Genomic DNA, 19481 nt, shown 5'->3' with positions numbered 1-19481 from the left:
GCCGCATCCAGTAGGGTGCGTTATAACGCACCGCTTTTCCGAGACATCGTAGCTTTCTCGTATCCCGGACATGGTGCGTTACAACGCACCCTGCTTGCTACTACAGATACAGCATCTTCTGCCGCTCATCGTCCGACAAATTGATATCCCTGGCTTCATAAAACGCAAAAATGGCATCGACGATATTGGCTGGTTCATCAATCAGTTGCACAAGGTAGAGGTCGTCATGATTGATCATGCCATTGCCCGCCATTTGCACTTTGATCCATTCCAGCAAGCCGCTCCAGAAGCTGGTGCCGACTAAAATCACCGGGATGTTGCGGCTTTTGCCGGTTTGTATCAGGGTCAAGACTTCGCTGACTTCATCGAGAGTGCCAAAGCCACCCGGGAAAACCACATAGGCATCCGCATATTTGACAAACGCCACCTTGCGCGCAAAAAAATGGCGGAAGGACAGGCTGATGTTTTGCCAGGGATTGCTGCGTTGTTCGTGTGGCAATTCTATATTCAGGCCGACTGAGGGCGATGCCCCCTCGAAAGCACCCTTGTTGGCGGCCTCCATGATGCCGGGGCCGCCGCCAGAGATGACCGCAAAACCCTCGTCCGACAGGCGGCGTGACAAATCCACGCATTTGGCATAATCCGGGTGATCTGGCTTGGTACGGGCAGACCCAAAAATCGTCACGGCCGGGCGGATTGTTGAAAGCCGCTCGGTAGACTCGATAAATTCTGCCATAATCGTGAACATATGCCATGATTCACGCGCTTTCAGCGAAGTTGCTCTTTCCTGATCGATAATCTGGCGCAACCTCGTTACCTCTTTTCTGTTTCCGCTCATATGCAAAATACCCTCTTGTTAGTCGATGGCTCCAGCTATCTGTACCGCGCCTTCCATGCCATGCCTGACCTGCGCAATCCGCAAGGTGAGCCTACGGGTGCCATCTACGGCATGATCAATATGTTACGCCGTTTGCGTGCTGATTACCCGGCAGCATACATGGCCTGTGTTTTTGATGCAAAAGGCAAGACTTTCCGCGACGACCTGTATGCCGAGTACAAGGCCCAGCGCGCCCCCATGCCCGACGACTTGCGCCTGCAGATAGAACCCATCCATGCCGCCGTCAAGGCCATGGGCTGGCCCATCCTCATGGTGGAAGGGGTAGAGGCTGATGACGTCATCGGCACGCTGGCGGTAGAAGCCACCAAGCTGGGCTTCAATACCATCGTCTCTACTGGCGACAAAGACCTGGCGCAACTGGTCAATGCCAATGTCACCCTGATCAATACCATGAGCAATGAAAAGCTCGATGAACCCGGCGTGCTGGCCAAGTTTGGCGTGCCACCGAACCGCATCATCGATTACCTGACCCTGATAGGCGATACCGTCGATAACGTGCCCGGTGTCGCTAAATGCGGCCCCAAGACGGCCGTCAAATGGCTGACAGAATATGATAGCCTTGACGGCGTCATCGCCAATGCCGACAAGATCAAGGGCGTGGTCGGCGACAACCTGCGCAGCGCGCTGGAATGGCTGCCACAAGGCCGCGTGCTGATTACCGTCAAGACTGATTGCGACCTGGCAGGGCATTACGATTCCATACAAGACAGCCTCATCGCCAAAGAAGAAAGCCGCGAAGACATGCTGGCCTTCTTCACCCGTTACGGTTTCAAGACCTGGCTGCGCGAAATCACCGGTGACGCCACCGCAGGCGCGACGCCGCTGCCAGCCGCCAAGGCTGCCACAAGTGGTGGTAACCCGGCACAGGCGGGTTTGTTCAATGACGATGCGGATACCAATAATGGTGATACCCCGGCTGCACCAGTCCAGCACAATTATGAAACCGTATTGACCGAAGCAGCTCTCGATGCCTGGCTGGAGCGCATCAATGCCGCCAGGCTGACCTCGGTAGATACCGAAACCACCTCGCTGGAACCAATGACGGCGCAACTGGTGGGCATCTCACTGTGCTGCGAAGTCGGTCATGCGGCCTACATCCCCGTTGCCCATAACTACCCTGGCGCGCCTGAGCAATTGTCGCTGGCTGTGGTGCTGGGCAAGATGAAAGCCTGGCTGGAAGATGACAGCAAGCCCAAGGTCGGCCAAAACCTTAAGTACGATAGCCACATCTTCGCCAACCAGGGTGTGAACCTGCGTGGCATCGCCCATGACACCCTGCTTGAATCCTATGTCTTTGAATCGCATAAATCGCATGACATGGACAGTCTGGCTATGCGTCACCTTGGCAAGAAGACCATCAGCTTTGAAGAAGTCTGCGGCAAGGGCGCCAGCCAGATAGGCTTTAACCAGGTCGACCTCGAACGTGCCACCGCTTATGCCGCAGAAGATGCCGACATCACCCTGCAACTGCATCTCGCCATGTGGCCAGAGATAGAGCCGGATGCGAATTTGCTGCGGGTTTATCACGACATAGAATTGCCTACCTCGGTCGTCCTGCAAAAGATAGAACGCAATGGTGTGCACATCAATAAAGACTTGCTGGAAACCCAGTCGCATGAAATCGGCATACGCCTGCTGGAGCTGGAACAAAAGGCTTATGAGCTGGCAGAGCAGCCTTTCAATCTGAATTCACCCAAACAACTGGGCGAGATTTTCTTTGGCAAGCTGGGTCTGCCCGTCGTCAAGAAAACCCCATCCGGCGCTCCATCGACCGATGAAGAAGTCTTGCAAAAACTGGCCGAGGATTATCCCCTGCCCAAGGTCTTGCTTGAATACCGTGGCCTGGCCAAACTCAAATCGACTTACACCGATAAATTGCCCAAGATGGTCAACGCCAGCACTGGCCGTGTGCATACCAATTATGCCCAGGCCGTAGCCGTCACTGGCCGCCTGGCATCGAATGACCCCAACCTGCAAAACATCCCTGTGCGCACTGCTGAAGGCCGCCGCATACGCGAAGCCTTTGTGGCCGGGCCGGGCAATGTCATCATCTCTGCCGACTATTCGCAAATCGAATTGCGCATCATGGCCCACATCTCTGGTGATGCCAGCCTGCTGGCGGCTTTTGCCAACGGCGAAGACATCCACCGCGCCACTGCTGCCGAGATATTTGCCGTAGCGCTTGATGAAGTCAGCAGTGAACAACGCCGCTATGCCAAGGTCATCAACTTCGGCCTCATCTATGGCATGAGCGCCTTTGGCCTGGCAGGCAATCTCGGCATAGAACGCAGTGCCGCGCAAAGCTATATCGACAAATACTTCCAGCGCTACCCTGGCGTCGCCCAGTACATGGCCGACACCCGCACCAAGGCCAAGGCCCACGGCTATGTAGAAACCGTGTTTGGCCGTCGCCTGTGGCTGGCTGAAATCAATTCCCCCAACGGCCCCCGCCGCGCCGGAGCCGAGCGCGCAGCGATCAACGCCCCCATGCAAGGGACAGCCGCCGACCTCATCAAACTCGCCATGATCGCGGTACAAGGCTGGCTGGAAACAGATCAGCTGCAATCCAGAATGATCATGCAGGTACACGATGAACTGGTGCTCGAAGTACCACAGGCCGAGCTGGAACTCGTCAAACAAAAATTGCCAGAATTGATGGCAAATGTGGCCAAGCTGGATGTGCCTTTATTGGCAGAAGTGGGTGTGGGCGGGAATTGGGAAGAGGCGCATTGAGGATTGTTGATTGCTTCTGTAGGTTGTGGATGTTGTAGGTTGGGCTACGCTTCACCAGCCCAACACTCAGCCTTTGATAAGCGTATACGTTATTTACACGCCGAGTGTTGGGCTGATGAAGCGTAGCCCAACCTACAAGCATCGACTGTCTTGAGATAAAATACGAGTATTTCTTTATTCGACCCAAGCTTATATAAACCATGCGCTACCGCCGCGCCAATGTTCCCGGTGCCACTTACTTTTTTACGGTCAATTTGCAAGACCGGAAAAGTCAATTGCTTACCGAGCACATAGACATTTTACGGACGGCGTTTCGCACGGTACAGCAAAGATATCCCTTCACAATCATCGCCATGGTCGTCATGCCTGAGCACCTGCATGCGATTTGGGAAATGCCACAAGGTGACGTGGATTTTTCATTGCGCTGGTCACTCATCAAGGCAGCATTTTCCAAAGCTTTACCCAGACAGGAAAACATCAGCAGCAGTCGCGAGAAAAAGCGTGAGCGTGGTATCTGGCAACGCCGTTTCTGGGAGCACATGATACGAGATGATGATGACCTGAACAAACATATCGCCTATCTGCACTACAATCCTGTCAAGCATGGCTATGTAGATCAAGCCAGTGCGTGGGCGTATTCTTCATTGCATAAATTCATGGAGCAAGGCATGCTTGATGTGAATTGGGGTGATGCTGCGGCTACAATAGATTTAGCGGGATTTGAATGATGCACTCGCACTATGATGGTATTTGATAAGGATGGCTATGTACGTCGTAGGTTGGGCTACGCTTCACCAGCCCAACACTGGATGCTTAAATAACGCATACGTTTGTTGAGGCCAAGTGTTGGGCTGATAACCCGTAGCCCAACCTACGAGCTGCGGCTACAATAGATTTTGCGGGATTTGAATGATGCACTCGCACTATGATGGCATTAGATAAGGATGGCTATGTACGTCGTAGGTTGGGCTACGCTTCACCAGCCCAACACTGGATGCTTAAATAACGCATACGTTTGTTGAGGCCAAGTGTTGGGCTGATAACCCGTAGCCCAACCTACGAGCTGCGGCTACAATAGATTTTGCAGGATTTGAATGATTCACTTGCACTATTATGGCATTGGATAAGGATGGCTATGTACGTCGTAGGTTGGGCTACGCTTCACCAGCCCAACACTGGATGCTTAAATAACGCATACGTTTGTTGAGGCCAAATGTTGGGCTGATAACCCGTAGCCCAACCTACGAGCTGCGGCTACAATAGATTTTGCAGGATTTGAATGATTCACTTGCACTATTATGGCATTAGATAAGGATGGCCATCACGTAGGTTGGGCCGGGCCTCGCTAGGCGACGGGGTATTAGCCCAACACTGGGCGGTTGAATAACGTACACGTTTGTTGAGGCCTAGTGTTGGGCTGATGAAGCGTAGCCCAACCTACACTTGTAATCCAAGCTACCTTGTAATCCAAGCTGCAAGATATGCATTTCCCGTATATCGCAACAACTTAAAAACAATAAATCGTCTCCATGTACTATCTCATCCTCGTACTAACTTTCCTCATCCCGCTGGCTATTATTGCAGGCATCATTTACCTCTACAAAAAACTTTCACGCCGTACTTTTATATTGCTGGCGGTGACGGTGACAGGTGTCCCTTATCTGGCCTATAAACTGTATGAACGACAGTTCATGCTGGAGGCTGTTCCTGATGCATTGGGGGTGACTTCCATTGCTTACCAAAATGAACAATCCTGGGGACTTGGGCCAGGTGGGAATGAGTCGGGGATACACCTTTATCCTTTACCAGCTGAGACTAACCAATTCATCCTGACGCGTGGCCCGGAATTTTTCACGAACATGCCTGCCAACCAGAATCAGCAAAGCCGTGGCCGGCGTGGTAGCTATGACAACTGGAAGATGACACCCATAGCGGCGGACGAATCCTGGGAAATGAATAAAGTGTCCGGGCGTATGGAGATAGAAGATTATATTTGCAGATATGGTTTTTGCCTCAGCATCAAGCGCTGGGTGCTCTCTGAGGCAAATGCCATGATCAACAGACCCGGCAATTTTTATGCCTATGGACGGACAGGGCTGATTGTGGTCAGCCCGGAAAGGCATTTGGTCATGTATGTCTACAATGGCTAGATTCTTGCTGACATCTTCCTATCTGGCCTGCACCAGCCCGCTCAGCACTACATACCTGTCCTTCTCATTCAGGCGCAATATGTTTCGGTAGAGGGCAATCACTGCTTCGCATTGCAGCTCGGGTTGCTTTTGGTAGGCTTGCAGGTCTTCGGTGACGCGTTTGTGCAAGGGCGTCATAAAGGCCATGAGCTTGGGGGCTGCGGTATTAAATTCTTTGGATTGCATGGTGTAGCTCTTGCCGTGTTCATTATTGAGCAAGACTTTTTCCATCAGTTCACGGTGCTTTTTTGGCAGGGGTGGGGGCAAGGTGCGGTAGATATTGAGTTCACCCTTGATCAGGCTGGCGCAGGCAATCGGGCTGATGTCTTTTGCAGCAAGCAGTTCTTCGATGAGCAGGCTGGCATAGGCATCAAGATAGCTTGCCGGGCCATCCTTGAGTGCACTGGTGTATTCCCGTGCAATCATGGGTTGCACAGCGTTTTGCAGGCTTTGCTGGCTGGCACCTTGCTGTTTCATTTTCCAGAGCAGGTCGGCAATTTCTTCTAGCTTGCCAGGTTGGCGTTGTTCGTAGATGCGCCAGATACTGGCGTCGCGCAAGGCCTTGAGGATATCATCGCGCGAATTCATCTCAGAAAACAGGTTGATACTGCTTTCACCGCCGAGTGTGGTGCGGGTGATGACGCCAGCCGCCAGCAATTCTTCGCGCGTGGGATACCACATGCCTGCAGATTCGGTCGCACCTATTTTCTGGATAAACGGCTCTGGCAGTTGGGCCTGGCGGTATTCATCCAGCATGGCTTGTGTGGCGGTATCCAGATCCCTCCCGGTGATACCTGGAAAACTGGGTTGATGAAAACCGATTCTTGCATTGGGGGTAGCGGCACGGTCGGTGCCAGCCAGGAAAATATAAGTGCAGGCGCTGGCGCACAAGTCTTCAACATAAGTATTGAATTGTCTGGCCTTGATGATGCTGGCAATTTTTCTTGCTTCCAGCAGGCGGCCACCGGATGAATTCAGGATGATGGTTTTGGTGTGAGGTGTTTTTTCCAGGAATTCGGCAAAATAGACGCTACTGCCTTCGCCCAGCTGACCCTTGAGCGATAAGGTATCACCCTGGACAGAGGCGCTGATGTTGACCCTACTCATGCTGTCATGACCGCTGGCGATGAGTATAAATTCCTGTAATTGCGGCAAGTTAAAATTAACGACTCTGAAGACGACGACTACGACACTGGCGACCACAAATACTTGTGCCAGCAGGGTCGCCAGGATAGAGCCGCCACGTGACTTATGTTTGCTGGCCGCACGCGCCATACCTACCACCGCCCAGAACCAGGCCAGGGTGGCAAGCGATAAAAAGATGATCATGCAGATCGCCAGCGCCCTTAGTGAAGCGCCCCTTTTTTCCATGAGTTTGGTCAGGCTCATAGCGACTACTGTCACCAGGACATGGCCCAGGAATACGCCATTGAGCCAGGAGGATTTTCCCAGCGGCAGATTGCCGCGCCAGTGCGCCAGCAGGTAATTGGCTTTAGGGGCAAAGCTGTTCTCAACTGGTTTTGACCAGTCGTCCTTTGTTGAATCTGTCAGGGCTGCATCTGTTGTCCTGGCTTCCAGCTCAAGTTTTTTCTTTTTAAAGGCCAATAAATTCAATACCCAGGGCAAGACATAAGCCAGGACGATGGGTAACACGACATGCCATTCCATGCGGGTATGGCTCATGCTGATGCCGATCGCACTCCCCACCGCGACGAATGCATACAGCCAGGAAAATAGCCAGGCCAGCCGCAAGCGATTTTTGCTGCTATGGTCCGACAATGCCAGCCAGGGAAAGAAGTAAAACGACATGACCAACACAATACCAAACATCCCAGCATACATTTCTGCATTGCCAGTGTAGTGCGCGGTGAAAAAAGAATAAAAAGCACCCAAACCCAGGAGAACCAGCAATAACAGATTGATGAAACGCATTAATTTGATCATGGATGTGTCTTGCTTTGCCTATGTGCGGTGAGGTAGATGCTCACTAGCATCTCATAGCTCTATACTGTGCACAAGTTTTTCAGGAAAGGCGGCAGTATGGCTGAGCTGAAAAGTAGAAACAGAGGGAGAAAATATGGTAAAAAACTTGCTTAGCTGTTAGTGTCGCGTTTCATTTATTTTCCTGGCCTTAGCCTGCACTTGCGTATGCAAATATGTTTTCTGATATTGATTTTCACTTTATGTCTGAGGGCATGTGCTGCCATGGAGCCTGTTTATCAGGCTGTATCTTTACCTGGCGATGTATAGTATCACTATGAAAAACCACGCAAACCAACAAGCACAAAGCCTGCTCAGCAGGCTACCCCCTGGCATGCCTGTAGCCATCATAGGCAGCACCTCATTCTGGCATGCAGACAGTCAACAGACTTGCATACTGCTTGGGCAAGCCCTGGCAGCATTACCAGAAGCCGTGTTGTTGACTGGCGGTGTCACTGGCATAGGCGAAGCCTGTGGCCGCAGTTTTTATCAAGCTCGTCTGGATTTGGGCTTGCCGCCACAGGTGGTACATGTCATGCCGGAGGGCATGGCTGCCTGGGATTATGGATTAAGCCTGTATGCTGGCCAGGACATGCAAGAACGTCGCGCCGTGCTGGCGCGCATGGCCCCCGTGTATATTGTCATCGAAGGCGGGCCAGCCACGGCAGATGAAGTCAGGATAGCGCTGGAAAACGGCGCTACTGTTATTCCCTTCGCGAGATCGGGTGCTTGTGCCCGTGATGCTTATGCACAGATCCGCAAACCGCCAGCACTGAGTGAAGCATTGTGGGCTGTGCTGGGGAATGATGCGGCATCTGTAGAGCAAACGGTGGCTGCGGCGATGGATATATTAGCCAGTCTTCGCACTACCGGGACTCGCATGATCGTCTAGCAGGTGGCTGTGTCTGAAAGACATTTTGCATTACCTTGATCCAGCAGTCTCAGCAAGAAAAATCTATCAAACCTGTGAATAGACAGAAAAATACTCCCGCCACCACACCCAGCCCCAGACCCAGGATGATGAGCGTGATTTTGAACAGGACCTGCCCGATAGACAGGCCTGGTTTTACTTCCGCTTGCTGCTGACTGATAGACTGAGATTCATCAAGGGATGCATTCATGATTTTCCCCCCGCATTTCTGGTCGCAATGCGCTGTTCTATCAAGGGTTGCAAGTCTTCTGCCTTGAGTCCTGCTGATTTGACGGCGCCCAGAATTGTTGTCAGATCCAGGCCACCGGCACGTGATGCTTCAGCCAGGCTCCAGGTACGGGCAGCGCGGCTGCCGCTGCGGCAATACATCAATACCGGGCCTTCGGTTTTTGCCAATATATTTTGTAGATCTTTGACACGGGCTTCTGGTATGTCACCATGCGGGATGGGGATATAAGAAAATTTCAAGCCATGCTTTTGCGCTTCCTGTTCCATGGCCGCGGCCGTAGGCTGGTTTTCTACTTCACCGTCCGGGCGCATGGCGATGATACTCTGTATGCCTTGCTGCTTGAGTGTAGCTATGCTTTGCGGGCTGATTTGTTCGCTGACCCAGATTTCTCCATGCAAATGACGCGTAGCAAGGATGGGAGTGATTTGGCTGACGTCTGGCTGCGGCTGCTGATGGCGGCTATATAGTTGTAAACCAATAATGGGCAAGGCTCCCACCAGTAGGGCGATGCCGAAAATAGTTTTATTACCTGGCAATTTCATATTGCGGTCCTGCAGTGTAGAGATGGTTAAGCATAACATAGGAGTTCTAGTAAAATCCCCCATACCTAAGTCGATATAGATTCGCTCTTGCTTACACCTTTATTTAAATTTCTTGACGGACGCATTCATGCAAAAAATAATGATCACCTTGTTAAGTTGCTGCCTGGCTGGCTTGCCTGTCGCAGTCCAGGCTGAGCCTGATCTGGTCATCCTGGTGCGCCATGCAGAGAAAGCCATAGATCAGGGTAATGATCCTGGTTTGTCAGAAGCCGGGCAGAGCAGGGCGCAGGCGCTGGCCAGGACTTTGCAGCATAGCGCTGTCAGCAGCATTTACACTACTCATTACAAGCGTACCCGTGAAACTGCACAGCCGCTGGCACAGGCACAGGGCATCACCGCACAAGTTATACAAGGGAGCGGGGCAGAACATCTGCGGCAATTGCTGAGCGCGGTGCGTGCCAGCACGGGCACGGTGCTGGTGGTGGGCCATGGCAATACCATACCGGCGCTGGCCACTGCCCTGGGTGCGCCTGCCATGAAAGATTTTTGCGAAAGCAGTTTTAGCCATATGCTGGTATTGCGCCCATCGGCACAACCCGGCAAACCTGGCAACCTGGTGCAGGCACATTATGGTGAGGCTGATATGATCAATGCCAATGCTGATTGCCAGTAAAAACACATTCAAACAAGAGGAAGCCGCATGACTATCTCCACGACCTTACCACGCTGGGCCATTATCATCCCCTTCGCTAGCTGGATCATACTCGGTGGGGGCATGCTGACCAGCGCCCCGCTATATGCTGTCCTGCTCACCATCGCCTTGTTTGCCGGTGTGTTGACGGCGGTCTATCATGCAGAGGTGGTGGCCCATAAAATTGGCGAACCCTTTGGCACACTCTTGCTGGCACTGGCTGTGACGCTGATAGAAGTGGCACTGATAGTCTCGCTGATGCTGGCCGGCGGCGAGGCGACATCGGGCCTGGCGCGTGATACGGTGTTTGCCGCCATCATGATTATTCTGAATGGCATCATCGGTCTTTGCCTGCTGGCCGGGGCCAGCCTGCACAAAGAACAAAGCTTTAGCCTGCGCGGTGCCAGCACATCGCTGGCGACGCTGGCGGCGTTGGCCATCCTGACCCTGGTCTTGCCCAATTTTACGTCGACAGCACAAGGGCCGGTTTATAGCCCCAGCCAACTGGCTTTTATCGCCGTCGTTTCCCTGGTCTTGTACGGCACTTTCGTGCTGGTGCAAACCGTACGTCACCGCGATTATTTTTTACCAGCCACTGCAGTCGCTGATGAAGAGGTGCATGCCGCCCCGCCCAGCAATGCCGTGGCCTGGAGTAGTGCTGGTTTGCTCATGCTATGCCTGGGTGCCGTGGTGCTGCTGGCCAAGTCACTGGCCCCCACGCTGGAGCATGCAGTTGCGGCTGCCGGTGCACCCAAGGCCCTGGTCGGTATCATCATCGCCATCGTGGTCTTGCTGCCTGAAGGTGTGGCTGCTTTTCGCGCTGCCCGTGCCAATCGCCTGCAAACCAGCATCAACCTGGCACTGGGTTCTGCCCTTGCCAGCATAGGCTTGACGATACCTGTGGTGGCCGTCATTTCACTGACCACAGGCTGGTCACTGACCCTGGGCCTGGATGCCAAGTCCATGGTCTTGTTGCTGCTATCGCTGATGATCACCTCGATCTCGCTGGGCACAGGGCGCACCACCATCATGCAGGGCACCATACATTGCGTGATCTTTGCGGTGTATTTGTTTACCACGATAGTGCCATGACGGTGCTGGCTACATCAGGGTAGGGTGCGCTGCGCGCACCACTTTCGTATGCAGCCAGTACCGCATTTTATGGCAGCTTTCGTATCTCAGAACATGGTGCGTTATAACGCACCCTACCAGTAAAACTCCAGGCTTTCAATTGACGATATTAAGGCGCGGGAAGAAATTACATCATCATATGCGTCCTTTGGTGCACATGGCGCACTCTTCAAATTACCGATTCGGTAGGGTGCGTTATAACGCACCTTGCCCAGGTCGGGGTTCTGGCTGGCCTTCGATAAAACGCTTTTGCCAACCGCGTTTTTCAACTGCGCGAATATTGTCTGCCTGCTTCAATTCTTGCAGATAGGACATGGCAAGCTGGAGTTCGCGATCTTCAGTATTTCCTTCAAACATATTAATGCGTACCAGGTTGCCATAATTACGGCGCAGTTTTTTTGGCGTGTCATCCAGCATGATGACTTGCTCCAGCTTGTAGCCCCGGCGTTTTACTTTTTGCAGGTTTTTGACCCATTCAAAATCCTGATATTCAGGATCAAAAACGCGGGTGCAACGTTGTCTTGCCCAGACGAATTTCAGTGGTGGGTCTTCACCAAACAAGTGCTGGACGATAATGGCAGCATAGTCTTCAGAGGCTGAGGTCCAGACGGCACATTCAAAATGTTCCAGACAAAATGTGATGAATTCCCGCACATGTGGCCGCAGGTAGACGTGATAAGAAAAGAATTGAAAATCAGCTTCATGTGCGAGCTGTTGTTGAGTCGCATAGATCAGGGTTTCATCCAGATCGAGTATCAATAGTTTCTTGTTCATACAGGTATTGCACTTGTCAGCGCGAGAAATATTTTTCGGTAAAAATCAATATAACAGAATGCGACGACTGATGCGTGGCAGGTGGTGCGCACGGCGCCCCCTGCAAATTGCCCAGTAAGTAGGGTGCGTTATAACGCACCGCTTTTCCGGTAAAACAGACGGTGAATTATTTCGCAGCCAGCTCAGGCCTCTGGCTCGATATAAGCCTTATCCAGGACCACGCGGGCCATGCGCTGGCTGACGTGTTTGAGCAGTTTTTCTTGAAAAGGGGAGGTGGTGGTGTACATGAAATATTCGCCATGTGGATTACGGGCGAAAATGGTCAGGCTGTAGTTCGCATGGCCATGGCCACCGCTTTCTTCGACCTTCACGATGGTGGCAGTGCTGGCCTGGAAGCTATAACGTTCATCGGCAGCTTCACATTGCGCCTGCAGATAATGCTGCATGGCTTGCTGACGGATTTCTTTGCGGTCAAAACTATCATCGGATGCGGGCAGATCCGACATCATGTCTGCCAGCACGCTGAATACGGATACGAGAGTGGATGCGGTTTCCGGCATGGTGATCCTTTCAGAAAAGGAATGCAGATTGATATGCTTCAGGGTTTTTTTGATGCGATATTGTGCAGTAAATTAGCCATTTCCTTTTGCTGTTCCAGCACTTGTGCGGGTATCTCAATTTCATCTGCCGCAAAGTAAGAGGCAGGTGTGCCCAGGGCCAGCAGGCTGATGTCATGGGCCTGGGGATTCTGGTATTCGAGCTTGAGCTTATAGGTCTTGGCAGCATCTACGGTCAGCACTGCCAGTACGGGGCGGCGACTGGTTTCTGCCAGCATTTCATCAAACAGGGATTGCATCAACGGGCCCAGCAAGTCTGTGTATTCTGCCTGTGCGGCGCGTGCACTGAGTATCTTGCCCAGCCTGGACATGAATTGAAAACTCGGTGCGACCTGGTCTTCTGCCAGATAACGGCAATATGACTGGTCCCATGCCAGCTGGGAGTCAGAACTGAATTTTAAAAGAACTTTGGCCAGTAGCAGGGTAAGTTCATTTTTTTTAGACATGCAAGTTTCCGGTAAGGTGTATTCCGCAATTCTACTATGTCCAGCGGGATTTTATTGCATTGCAGAATTGTCATGTTTGTTTGGCATTCAGCAAAAAAACTGCAACTGCGTCAGGTATTGGGCCTGAGCTGCATTGATGGGGCCGGATGCACTGGTATGGATGAGCAGTGAATCTGGTTATACTATCAATAATCTTTACTCTCCAGGAACCGGCATGGCTGTCCAGCAAGCGACAACTTATACCAGCATTGACACCAGCAATCGCGGCCTGGGTCACAGGCGCATGTTGCTGTCGCTGATGGTGGTGATTTTCTTGTTGTGGATAGCCTTGCCTTTGCTGTTTCCAGCACTGGCTTATCCTATTTACTGGTTGACGGCTCCTTTGCGCTACCTCGGTGTATTTGTACATGAAATGGGGCATGGCCTGGCCAGTGTGCTCAGTGGTGGCAGGTTTTACTGGTTCCAGATGGATGAATATGGCGGGGCCGCCATCACCAGTGGCGGCATGGAAAGCCTGGTCTTGCTGGGCGGTTTGCTGGGGCCGGCATTGTTTGGCAGTATCTTGCTGATGGTGTCGACCAGGGCGCAAAAATTGCGCCTGCCCTATCTGGCGCTGCTGCTATTTTTTGCCTGCGGCGGCTATTACATGCTTAAACCGCTGTTCATGAGCAGCAGCGATTATCCACTGCTGAGGCAATGGCATGTACTGCATTTGCTGGCGCTGGTATTGCCAGTGACATTGATACTGGCTATGGTGTATTTGTTGCGCGCTTCGGATGCCTGGCAAAGACTGGTCTTGCAATGCCTGGGCATAGTCCTGTGTTATTCAGCGTTTAGCGATACCAGCTATATCTTCCGTTACGAAGTCTTGCACAATGGCGGTTTTTCAGATGCCAGGGTATTTGCCGCATTGTTTTCCCCTTTTAGCGTACAAAACCTGCCCTGGTTGATTTTTGCACTTTACGCAGGCTTGATCGCCTTGCTGAACTTTGCCCTGCTGGGGCTGGGTGTCATGCGCGCTCTGCGGCAGCCCAAATAATTTATTTTTACCAATTGCGCGATTGCAGAAAGATGCGTGGTTTGTACTTGTAGGGTGCGCCATGCGCACCGGAGCCATCGCTTCTTGAGGATGTTGACAGAGGGGGGCGGTGCGCATGACGCACCCTGCACATTGACTGCTAAAGTGTAGACGGGCAAACCGCTGGCTTGCGCGCAGCTTCAAAATCGGCGATGGGCATGGGCCTGCCAAAATAATAGCCCTGGTAGGCATGGCAACCCTGGCTGGCCAGGTAATCTCTCTGGGCGGCGCTCTCCACACCTTCTGCAATGACCGACAGGCCCATGCTCTGGCTCAGGGCGACGATGGTCCTGGCGATGGCGGCATCATTTGGGTCGGTCAGGACATCGCGTACAAAGGACTGGTCTATCTTCAACTGATCGAGCGGCAGGCGTTTCAGGTAAGTCAGGGACGAATAGCCAGTACCAAAATCATCGAGTGAAAAACACAGACCGGCGGCTTTGAGTTTTTCCATTTTCAGGATGATGTCTTCGACATCGTCGACCAGCAGGCTCTCGGTCAATTCCAGTTTCAATAATTCTGGTTTGGCACCAGTGGCACGCAAGACCTCGAGGATTTGTTCTACCACGTCGGCCTGCCGGAACTGGCGTGCGCTGACATTCACGGCGATCGTCAAATGGGCGCTGGCAGCATCGTTGGCCCAGCTGAGTAATTGTTCGCAGGCGGTGCGCAAGACCCACTGGCCCAGCGGCAGTATCAAGCCGGTGGCTTCTGCTAGCGGGATGAATTCTGCCGGAGAAATCATGCCGCGTTGCGGATGCTGCCAGCGTACCAGGGCTTCGGCACCGATCAGTTCGCCATCTGCGCCCACCTGGGCCTGATAATGCAGGCGCAATTGCTGTTCGCGCAAAGCTTCACGCAATTCTTTTTCCATGCGCGCGCGCGATGTGACCACGGCCTGCATGGCCGGATCAAAAAAGCGCAGGGTATTGCGCCCAGCCGTCTTGGCGGCATACATGGCCAGGTCGGCTTGTTTCATCAATTCTTCATAGCCATGGTCCTGCTGGGAAATCAGGGCGGCCCCTATGCTGGGTGTGCTATGGCATTCATAGCCATCAAGATCGTAGGGCTGGTTCAGGGCGGCGAGGATTTTCTTGCCCACCATTTCTATCTGGCTGGCTGCTTCATGCGGAGACTCGCTGAGGTTTTCCAGCAAGAGCACGAATTCATCGCCACCTATGCGTGCCACGGTATCGCCTTCGCGCACACCATGGACCAGGCGGTCTGAGACTTGCTGCAACAGCAGGTCGCCCTTGTAATGACCCTGGGTATCATTGAGGGTCTTGAAATTATCGAGATCGATATACATCAGCGCACCATGGCGGCCATTGCGGGCGCAAGCCAGCAGGGAATGTTGCAGGCGGTCGGTCAGCAGGCGGCGATTGGGCAGACGGGTCAGGGGATCATAAAAGGCCAGGTTCTTGATTTCATCCTCTGCTGCCTTGCGCATGGAGATATCTACCAGGGTGCCGACATAATGTAGTAATTCCTCATTGCGCCCGCGCACGGCAGTAATGGTCAGCCATTGCGGGCTGATGTGGCCGTTTTTATGGCGATTCCAGATCTCGCCCTGCCAGGAACCGGTCTGTGCTAATTGCTGGTCCATGTCGCTGAAGAAAGCTTCATCATGGCGACCTGAGTTGAGCAAATCCTGGTTTTGTCCTATGGCATCTTCGCGTGTATAGCCGGTGATTTCTGTGAAGGCGCGATTGACTTGTTGCATGATTTTCTCGGCATTCGTCACAAACATGCCTTCATGCGATTCAAATACGGTGGCTGCCAGATGCAGGCTTTGTTCAGCTTGCTTGCGGTTCGTGATATCGCGCACAAAGGCCGGAAACAATTCCTGGCCAGGCAGGTAGCGTACCGAGACTTCAACGTCAATGATGCGGCCATCCTTGCGCCGGTGGCGGGCTTCAAATTGCTGGCTGCCCGCCTCGCGTACACTGTCCAGCCTTTCATGCAGGAGCTTGCCATGGTGTTCATCGAGGACATCAACGTCGACAATATTCAGGGTCAGCATTTCTTCCCGGGTATACGCCATCATGGTGCAAGCGGTTTCATTCACTGCTTGCAGGTTGCCGTCCTTGTCGATCAGCCAGAAGGCATCCATGGCGGTTTGTAAAATCATTTCATCCAGGTCGGTCATGCGCTTGCGTTCAGTGATATCCACTGCCAGCCCACCCAGTTGCGGCTTGCCTTCTGATCCTGTGAACACAAACTTGTTGACCAGCCACCAGCTATTACTGCCGTCGGCATTGACAGACGGCCAGATGGCTTCATTTTGTGAACCACTTTGTAGCAAGGCCAGGTCACTTTCACGATAGTCATCGGCAATATCGGGAGGCAGGAAATCATGGTCGGTCTTGCCGATGACCTGATTGAGCTTGAAGGCAAAGCGCCGTAAAAAATTATCACTGACAAAGATATAGCGGCCATCGCCATCCTTGATCCAGGCGACGATGGCACTATTGTCGAGAAAGGCGCGGAACTGTTCATCACTTTGCTGTTGCGCTGCCAGCATACGATTGAATTCACGCGCCACGGCTTGCAATTCAACCGGGCCTTGCAGCTGGGCCCTGGCACCCAGGTCGCCAGCCCGTACTGCACGGGCCAGGCTTTCCATGGCTGTCATGGGCAGTGTGATGCGTCGCCCAAAAGCCAGGGCTACCAGCAAGAGCAGTATTATCATCAGGGAAGTCAGCGCAATTGACTGGATGGCACGGCTACGCGCTTCAGAAAAAATGGTATTGCTTGGTACGCCGACAAAGGCCACCATGCCATGTTCAGGAAGCGAGGTGACAGAAAAAAAACGGACTACCCCATCTACGGCCATGCTTTCAAACTCACCGTTTTTCAATTCCACGATTTGTCTGGCAGCCTGCGCATTTGGGCGGGTGCCGATGACACTGTCTGGGTCCAGGTTGCGCCAGACCATGATGCCATCATCACGGAAGTAGCCATAGCGGCTGGAGCTTGGCAGGAACTGGGCGGGAATGGCAGGATCAAAAAAACTCACATCCACCGACAAACTGACCACACCTACCATAGTTTGCTGCATGTCCAGGATAGGCAGGCTCAGCGTGATTGACCAGGGGCCGCCGGCATGCAGGCGACGTGGCGGTGAGATGGTCAGGCTGGTCGTGGAAACAGTGCGCCCGATCTCATCAATGCTGACCATTTCCTTGACAAGGGTGGCTGGGCCGCTACGTACCGTACACAGGATATTACCCTGCAAATCAGCGATCGCCAGGCGGGCAAATACCGGGTCCAGGCTGGCCAGGTTGCTGAGCCTGCCAGGGCACTCCTGCAATTGTGATTGTCTGACGGTAGGCAGGCTGGCGATGCCACCCATGATTTTTTGCACCTGCTCAAGCTTGCCCTTGGTGTTCTTGATCATGACATTCGTCATGGTCCTGAGGGCGGTCTTGGTGTGTTCTGTGGAACGCTGGAAATCGTGATAAATGCCAAAACCCACCGCCGCCACCAAGGGTAGCGACACCGCCAGCACCAGCATCAGTAAATAACTGCGTATAGACCGCGCAGGCGCTGGTGGCGCTGCAGTAGACAAGTCTTCACGCGGTTTTGTCATCATGCTTTCCCTAGGTGTAGGTCTGGAAAGAGTCAGTCCTGTCCATCATTGATATCATCATTGACATAAGCCAGCTTAATAAGCCAGCTTAATAAGCCAGCTTAGTATGAAGCGCGCCCGGGCTTGCCATGCGCTTAACCAAGTTCACTCGCTGTCCTTTATCAGAGTGTTCTCAATCAGAGCGTTCTTCATCAGAGTCTTCTCAATTTAACATGCTCACTGAAGCTGAGACATTTTTCAAACGGTAGTATCGATAGATATGGCAAGATGTTGCTAAAAGCCATACTTCAGCTGAGCATTCATGTAGCCATATTAGCATGCCTTGGGCATCAAAAAAATGCGTATGTACGGCTGTTTACGTCAGTCCCTGTTCTTGTAGCTGTTCTCCCCATGCATATAAATCCTGCAATAGAGGTTTCAATGTTGTGCCCAGGCTGGTGAGGGCATATTCCACCTTGGGAGGCACTTCGGCGTAGACCTTGCGGCTGACTATGCCGTCGGCTTCAAGCTCACGCAATTGCTGAGTCAGCATTTTCTGGCTGATGGGCGGGATATTCTTCCTTAGTTCGCCAAAACGCATGGTGCCGCTGCTCAGCATGTGCAAGATAATCGGTTTCCACTTACCTCCTATTCTGTTGATGACCAGGACCATGGGGCAAGCCATGGGGTTTTCTGTATGCCATTCTTTTTTCACTTTGAAATCTTCCAATAGTTACTTTTTGGTGGGTATGTCACAAATTTGTGCGTACTTGTTGAAACTGCGCCGATTACTCAAAATAGCAAGGCGCGCGCATCCATGCAAGTTTCATCTTTCCAGGGAGTGTCTCACCATGTCTGCACCACACATCAAACGTATCGCCATCCTGCCTTTTGGCATGGTCAATTGTCATCTCATCATGCAGGGGCGCAATTGCATCCTGGTCGATACAGGCTTGCCTGGATCAGAGGCCAAAATTGCCCGTGCGCTAAGGCATCATGGCCTGAGCTATGCCGATATCAGGCTCATCGTCATCACCCATGCTCATGTCGACCATGCAGGCAGTGCAGCAGGCCTGCGTCAGCTGTCAGGCGCACCTGTGGTGGCACACGCAGGGGACCTGGATTATTATCAGCAAAAAAAGCCCATGCAGTTCTGTGCCACGGGCTGGTTTGGGCGCCTGTTTTTGCGTACAGGACTAATCTTGCAGCCGTATACCGCCTTCACGCCTGACATACTGTTACAAGGGGATGAACAACTGGACCTGGCTGATTATGGTTTTGCCGGAAAGCTCAAGCCCACACCTGGCCATACCGCGGGCTCGCTTTCAGTGCAACTAGCCAGCAGCGATGCCATGGTTGGCGATTTGCTGGCATCCGGCATCTTGCTGGGTGGCCTGCTGAGGACTGGTCACGCCATGCGACCTCCCTTTGAAGACGATGCCCATGCGGTCGCTGCTGAATTGCAGCACTTACTCGATAGTGGTGCCAGCAAGTTTTATATGGGACATGGCGGCCCCTTGCCTGCGACAGAAGTGCAGGCGCACATACACAATTTGCGTAGCTTGCCTGAGTGAAGATTGCTATCTTTAGACTGGATTTATCGCGGGATGAAGCAGGCCAGGGCTTGCTTCCTCTTTTGTCGCTGCTGCTGCGCGGTTGCTGCTGCTGTTA

The 19481-nt window shown here is 52.7% G+C and carries 17 protein-coding genes; 8 read left to right on the top strand and 9 right to left on the bottom strand.

The features are described 5' to 3' along the window. Positions 1 to 100: 100 nt before the first annotated feature. Positions 101 to 838, bottom strand: coding sequence for a TIGR00730 family Rossman fold protein (locus ACO0LF_RS16915; protein WP_423016010.1), 738 nt, complete (start codon positions 836 to 838; stop codon positions 101 to 103). On the opposite strand from ACO0LF_RS16915, the gene polA reads away from it, so the two are divergent. The 3 genes from polA (at position 839) to ACO0LF_RS16900 (ending at position 5781) form a co-directional block, all read left to right on the top strand. Continuing rightward, positions 839 to 3631 (top strand): DNA polymerase I, encoded by a 2793-nt coding sequence (polA, locus tag ACO0LF_RS16910; RefSeq protein ID WP_423016008.1) that lies wholly within the window; start codon positions 839 to 841, stop codon positions 3629 to 3631. It begins immediately after the preceding gene. Positions 3632 to 3831: 200 nt separating this feature from the next. After that, positions 3832 to 4359: an REP-associated tyrosine transposase gene (locus ACO0LF_RS16905; protein ID WP_423016006.1), complete on the top strand. Its 528-nt coding sequence runs from the start codon at positions 3832 to 3834 to the stop codon at positions 4357 to 4359. Between the two features lie 801 nt (positions 4360 to 5160). Next, positions 5161 to 5781, top strand: a complete 621-nt coding sequence (locus ACO0LF_RS16900; protein WP_423016004.1) for a hypothetical protein — start codon at positions 5161 to 5163, stop codon at positions 5779 to 5781. An 18-nt stretch (positions 5782 to 5799) separates the two neighbouring features. Here the strand turns inward: ACO0LF_RS16900 and ACO0LF_RS16895 are convergent, their stop codons facing one another. Beyond that, a complete protein-coding gene (locus ACO0LF_RS16895; protein ID WP_423016002.1) occupies positions 5800 to 7764 on the bottom strand; it encodes an ATP-dependent Clp protease proteolytic subunit in 1965 nt (654 codons plus the stop codon). Positions 7765 to 8077: 313 nt separating this feature from the next. Between ACO0LF_RS16895 and ACO0LF_RS16890 the strand changes: the two genes are divergently transcribed. Then, positions 8078 to 8692, top strand: coding sequence for a hypothetical protein (locus ACO0LF_RS16890; protein ID WP_423016000.1), 615 nt, complete (start codon positions 8078 to 8080; stop codon positions 8690 to 8692). 49 nt (positions 8693 to 8741) lie between these two features. On the opposite strand, the gene ACO0LF_RS16885 is transcribed toward ACO0LF_RS16890, so the two are convergent. Beyond that, positions 8742 to 8921: a hypothetical protein gene (locus ACO0LF_RS16885; protein ID WP_423015998.1), complete on the bottom strand. Its 180-nt coding sequence runs from the start codon at positions 8919 to 8921 to the stop codon at positions 8742 to 8744. Then, complete coding sequence (locus ACO0LF_RS16880) at positions 8918 to 9502, bottom strand: TIGR01244 family sulfur transferase (protein ID WP_423015996.1); 585 nt, start codon at positions 9500 to 9502, stop codon at positions 8918 to 8920. Before ACO0LF_RS16880 ends, ACO0LF_RS16885 begins: the two co-directional genes overlap by 4 nt. A 139-nt stretch (positions 9503 to 9641) precedes the next feature. Between ACO0LF_RS16880 and ACO0LF_RS16875 the strand changes: the two genes are divergently transcribed. Further along, on the top strand, positions 9642 to 10175 hold the full coding sequence (locus ACO0LF_RS16875; protein WP_423015994.1) for a SixA phosphatase family protein: 534 nt from the start codon (positions 9642 to 9644) through the stop codon (positions 10173 to 10175). A 27-nt stretch (positions 10176 to 10202) separates the two neighbouring features. Continuing rightward, entirely contained in the window at positions 10203 to 11285 is a 1083-nt protein-coding gene (locus tag ACO0LF_RS16870; RefSeq protein ID WP_423015992.1) for a calcium:proton antiporter, read from the top strand. Positions 11286 to 11519: 234 nt separating this feature from the next. Here the strand turns inward: ACO0LF_RS16870 and ACO0LF_RS16865 are convergent, their stop codons facing one another. From ACO0LF_RS16865 to ACO0LF_RS16855, 3 genes are all read right to left on the bottom strand, one after another. Beyond that, entirely contained in the window at positions 11520 to 12098 is a 579-nt protein-coding gene (locus ACO0LF_RS16865) for an NIF family HAD-type phosphatase (protein WP_423015990.1), read from the bottom strand. 182 nt (positions 12099 to 12280) lie between these two features. Continuing rightward, positions 12281 to 12658, bottom strand: coding sequence for a hypothetical protein (locus ACO0LF_RS16860; protein WP_423015988.1), 378 nt, complete (start codon positions 12656 to 12658; stop codon positions 12281 to 12283). 38 nt (positions 12659 to 12696) lie between these two features. Beyond that, a complete protein-coding gene (locus ACO0LF_RS16855) occupies positions 12697 to 13161 on the bottom strand; it encodes a hypothetical protein (protein ID WP_423015986.1) in 465 nt (154 codons plus the stop codon). Positions 13162 to 13375: 214 nt separating this feature from the next. Between ACO0LF_RS16855 and ACO0LF_RS16850 the strand changes: the two genes are divergently transcribed. Next, a complete protein-coding gene (locus ACO0LF_RS16850) occupies positions 13376 to 14200 on the top strand; it encodes a M50 family metallopeptidase (protein WP_423015984.1) in 825 nt (274 codons plus the stop codon). Positions 14201 to 14339: 139 nt separating this feature from the next. On the opposite strand, the gene ACO0LF_RS16845 is transcribed toward ACO0LF_RS16850, so the two are convergent. Next, on the bottom strand, positions 14340 to 17834 hold the full coding sequence (locus ACO0LF_RS16845) for an EAL domain-containing protein (protein ID WP_423015982.1): 3495 nt from the start codon (positions 17832 to 17834) through the stop codon (positions 14340 to 14342). Between the two features lie 352 nt (positions 17835 to 18186). Further along, the gene (locus ACO0LF_RS16840) at positions 18187 to 18525 is read right to left on the bottom strand and encodes a winged helix-turn-helix transcriptional regulator (RefSeq protein WP_423015980.1); all 339 of its coding nucleotides are present in this window, start codon (positions 18523 to 18525) and stop codon (positions 18187 to 18189) included. Positions 18526 to 18661: 136 nt separating this feature from the next. On the opposite strand from ACO0LF_RS16840, the gene ACO0LF_RS16835 reads away from it, so the two are divergent. After that, entirely contained in the window at positions 18662 to 19384 is a 723-nt protein-coding gene (locus ACO0LF_RS16835; protein WP_423015978.1) for an MBL fold metallo-hydrolase, read from the top strand. The last annotated feature ends 97 nt before the right edge of the window (positions 19385 to 19481 follow it).

This window comes from Undibacterium sp. Di27W, from assembly GCF_049340345.1.
Taxonomy (GTDB): domain Bacteria; phylum Pseudomonadota; class Gammaproteobacteria; order Burkholderiales; family Burkholderiaceae_D; genus Undibacterium.
Note: the sequence above shows the minus strand (reverse complement) of the source record. Positions and strands in the feature narration are given on the sequence as shown.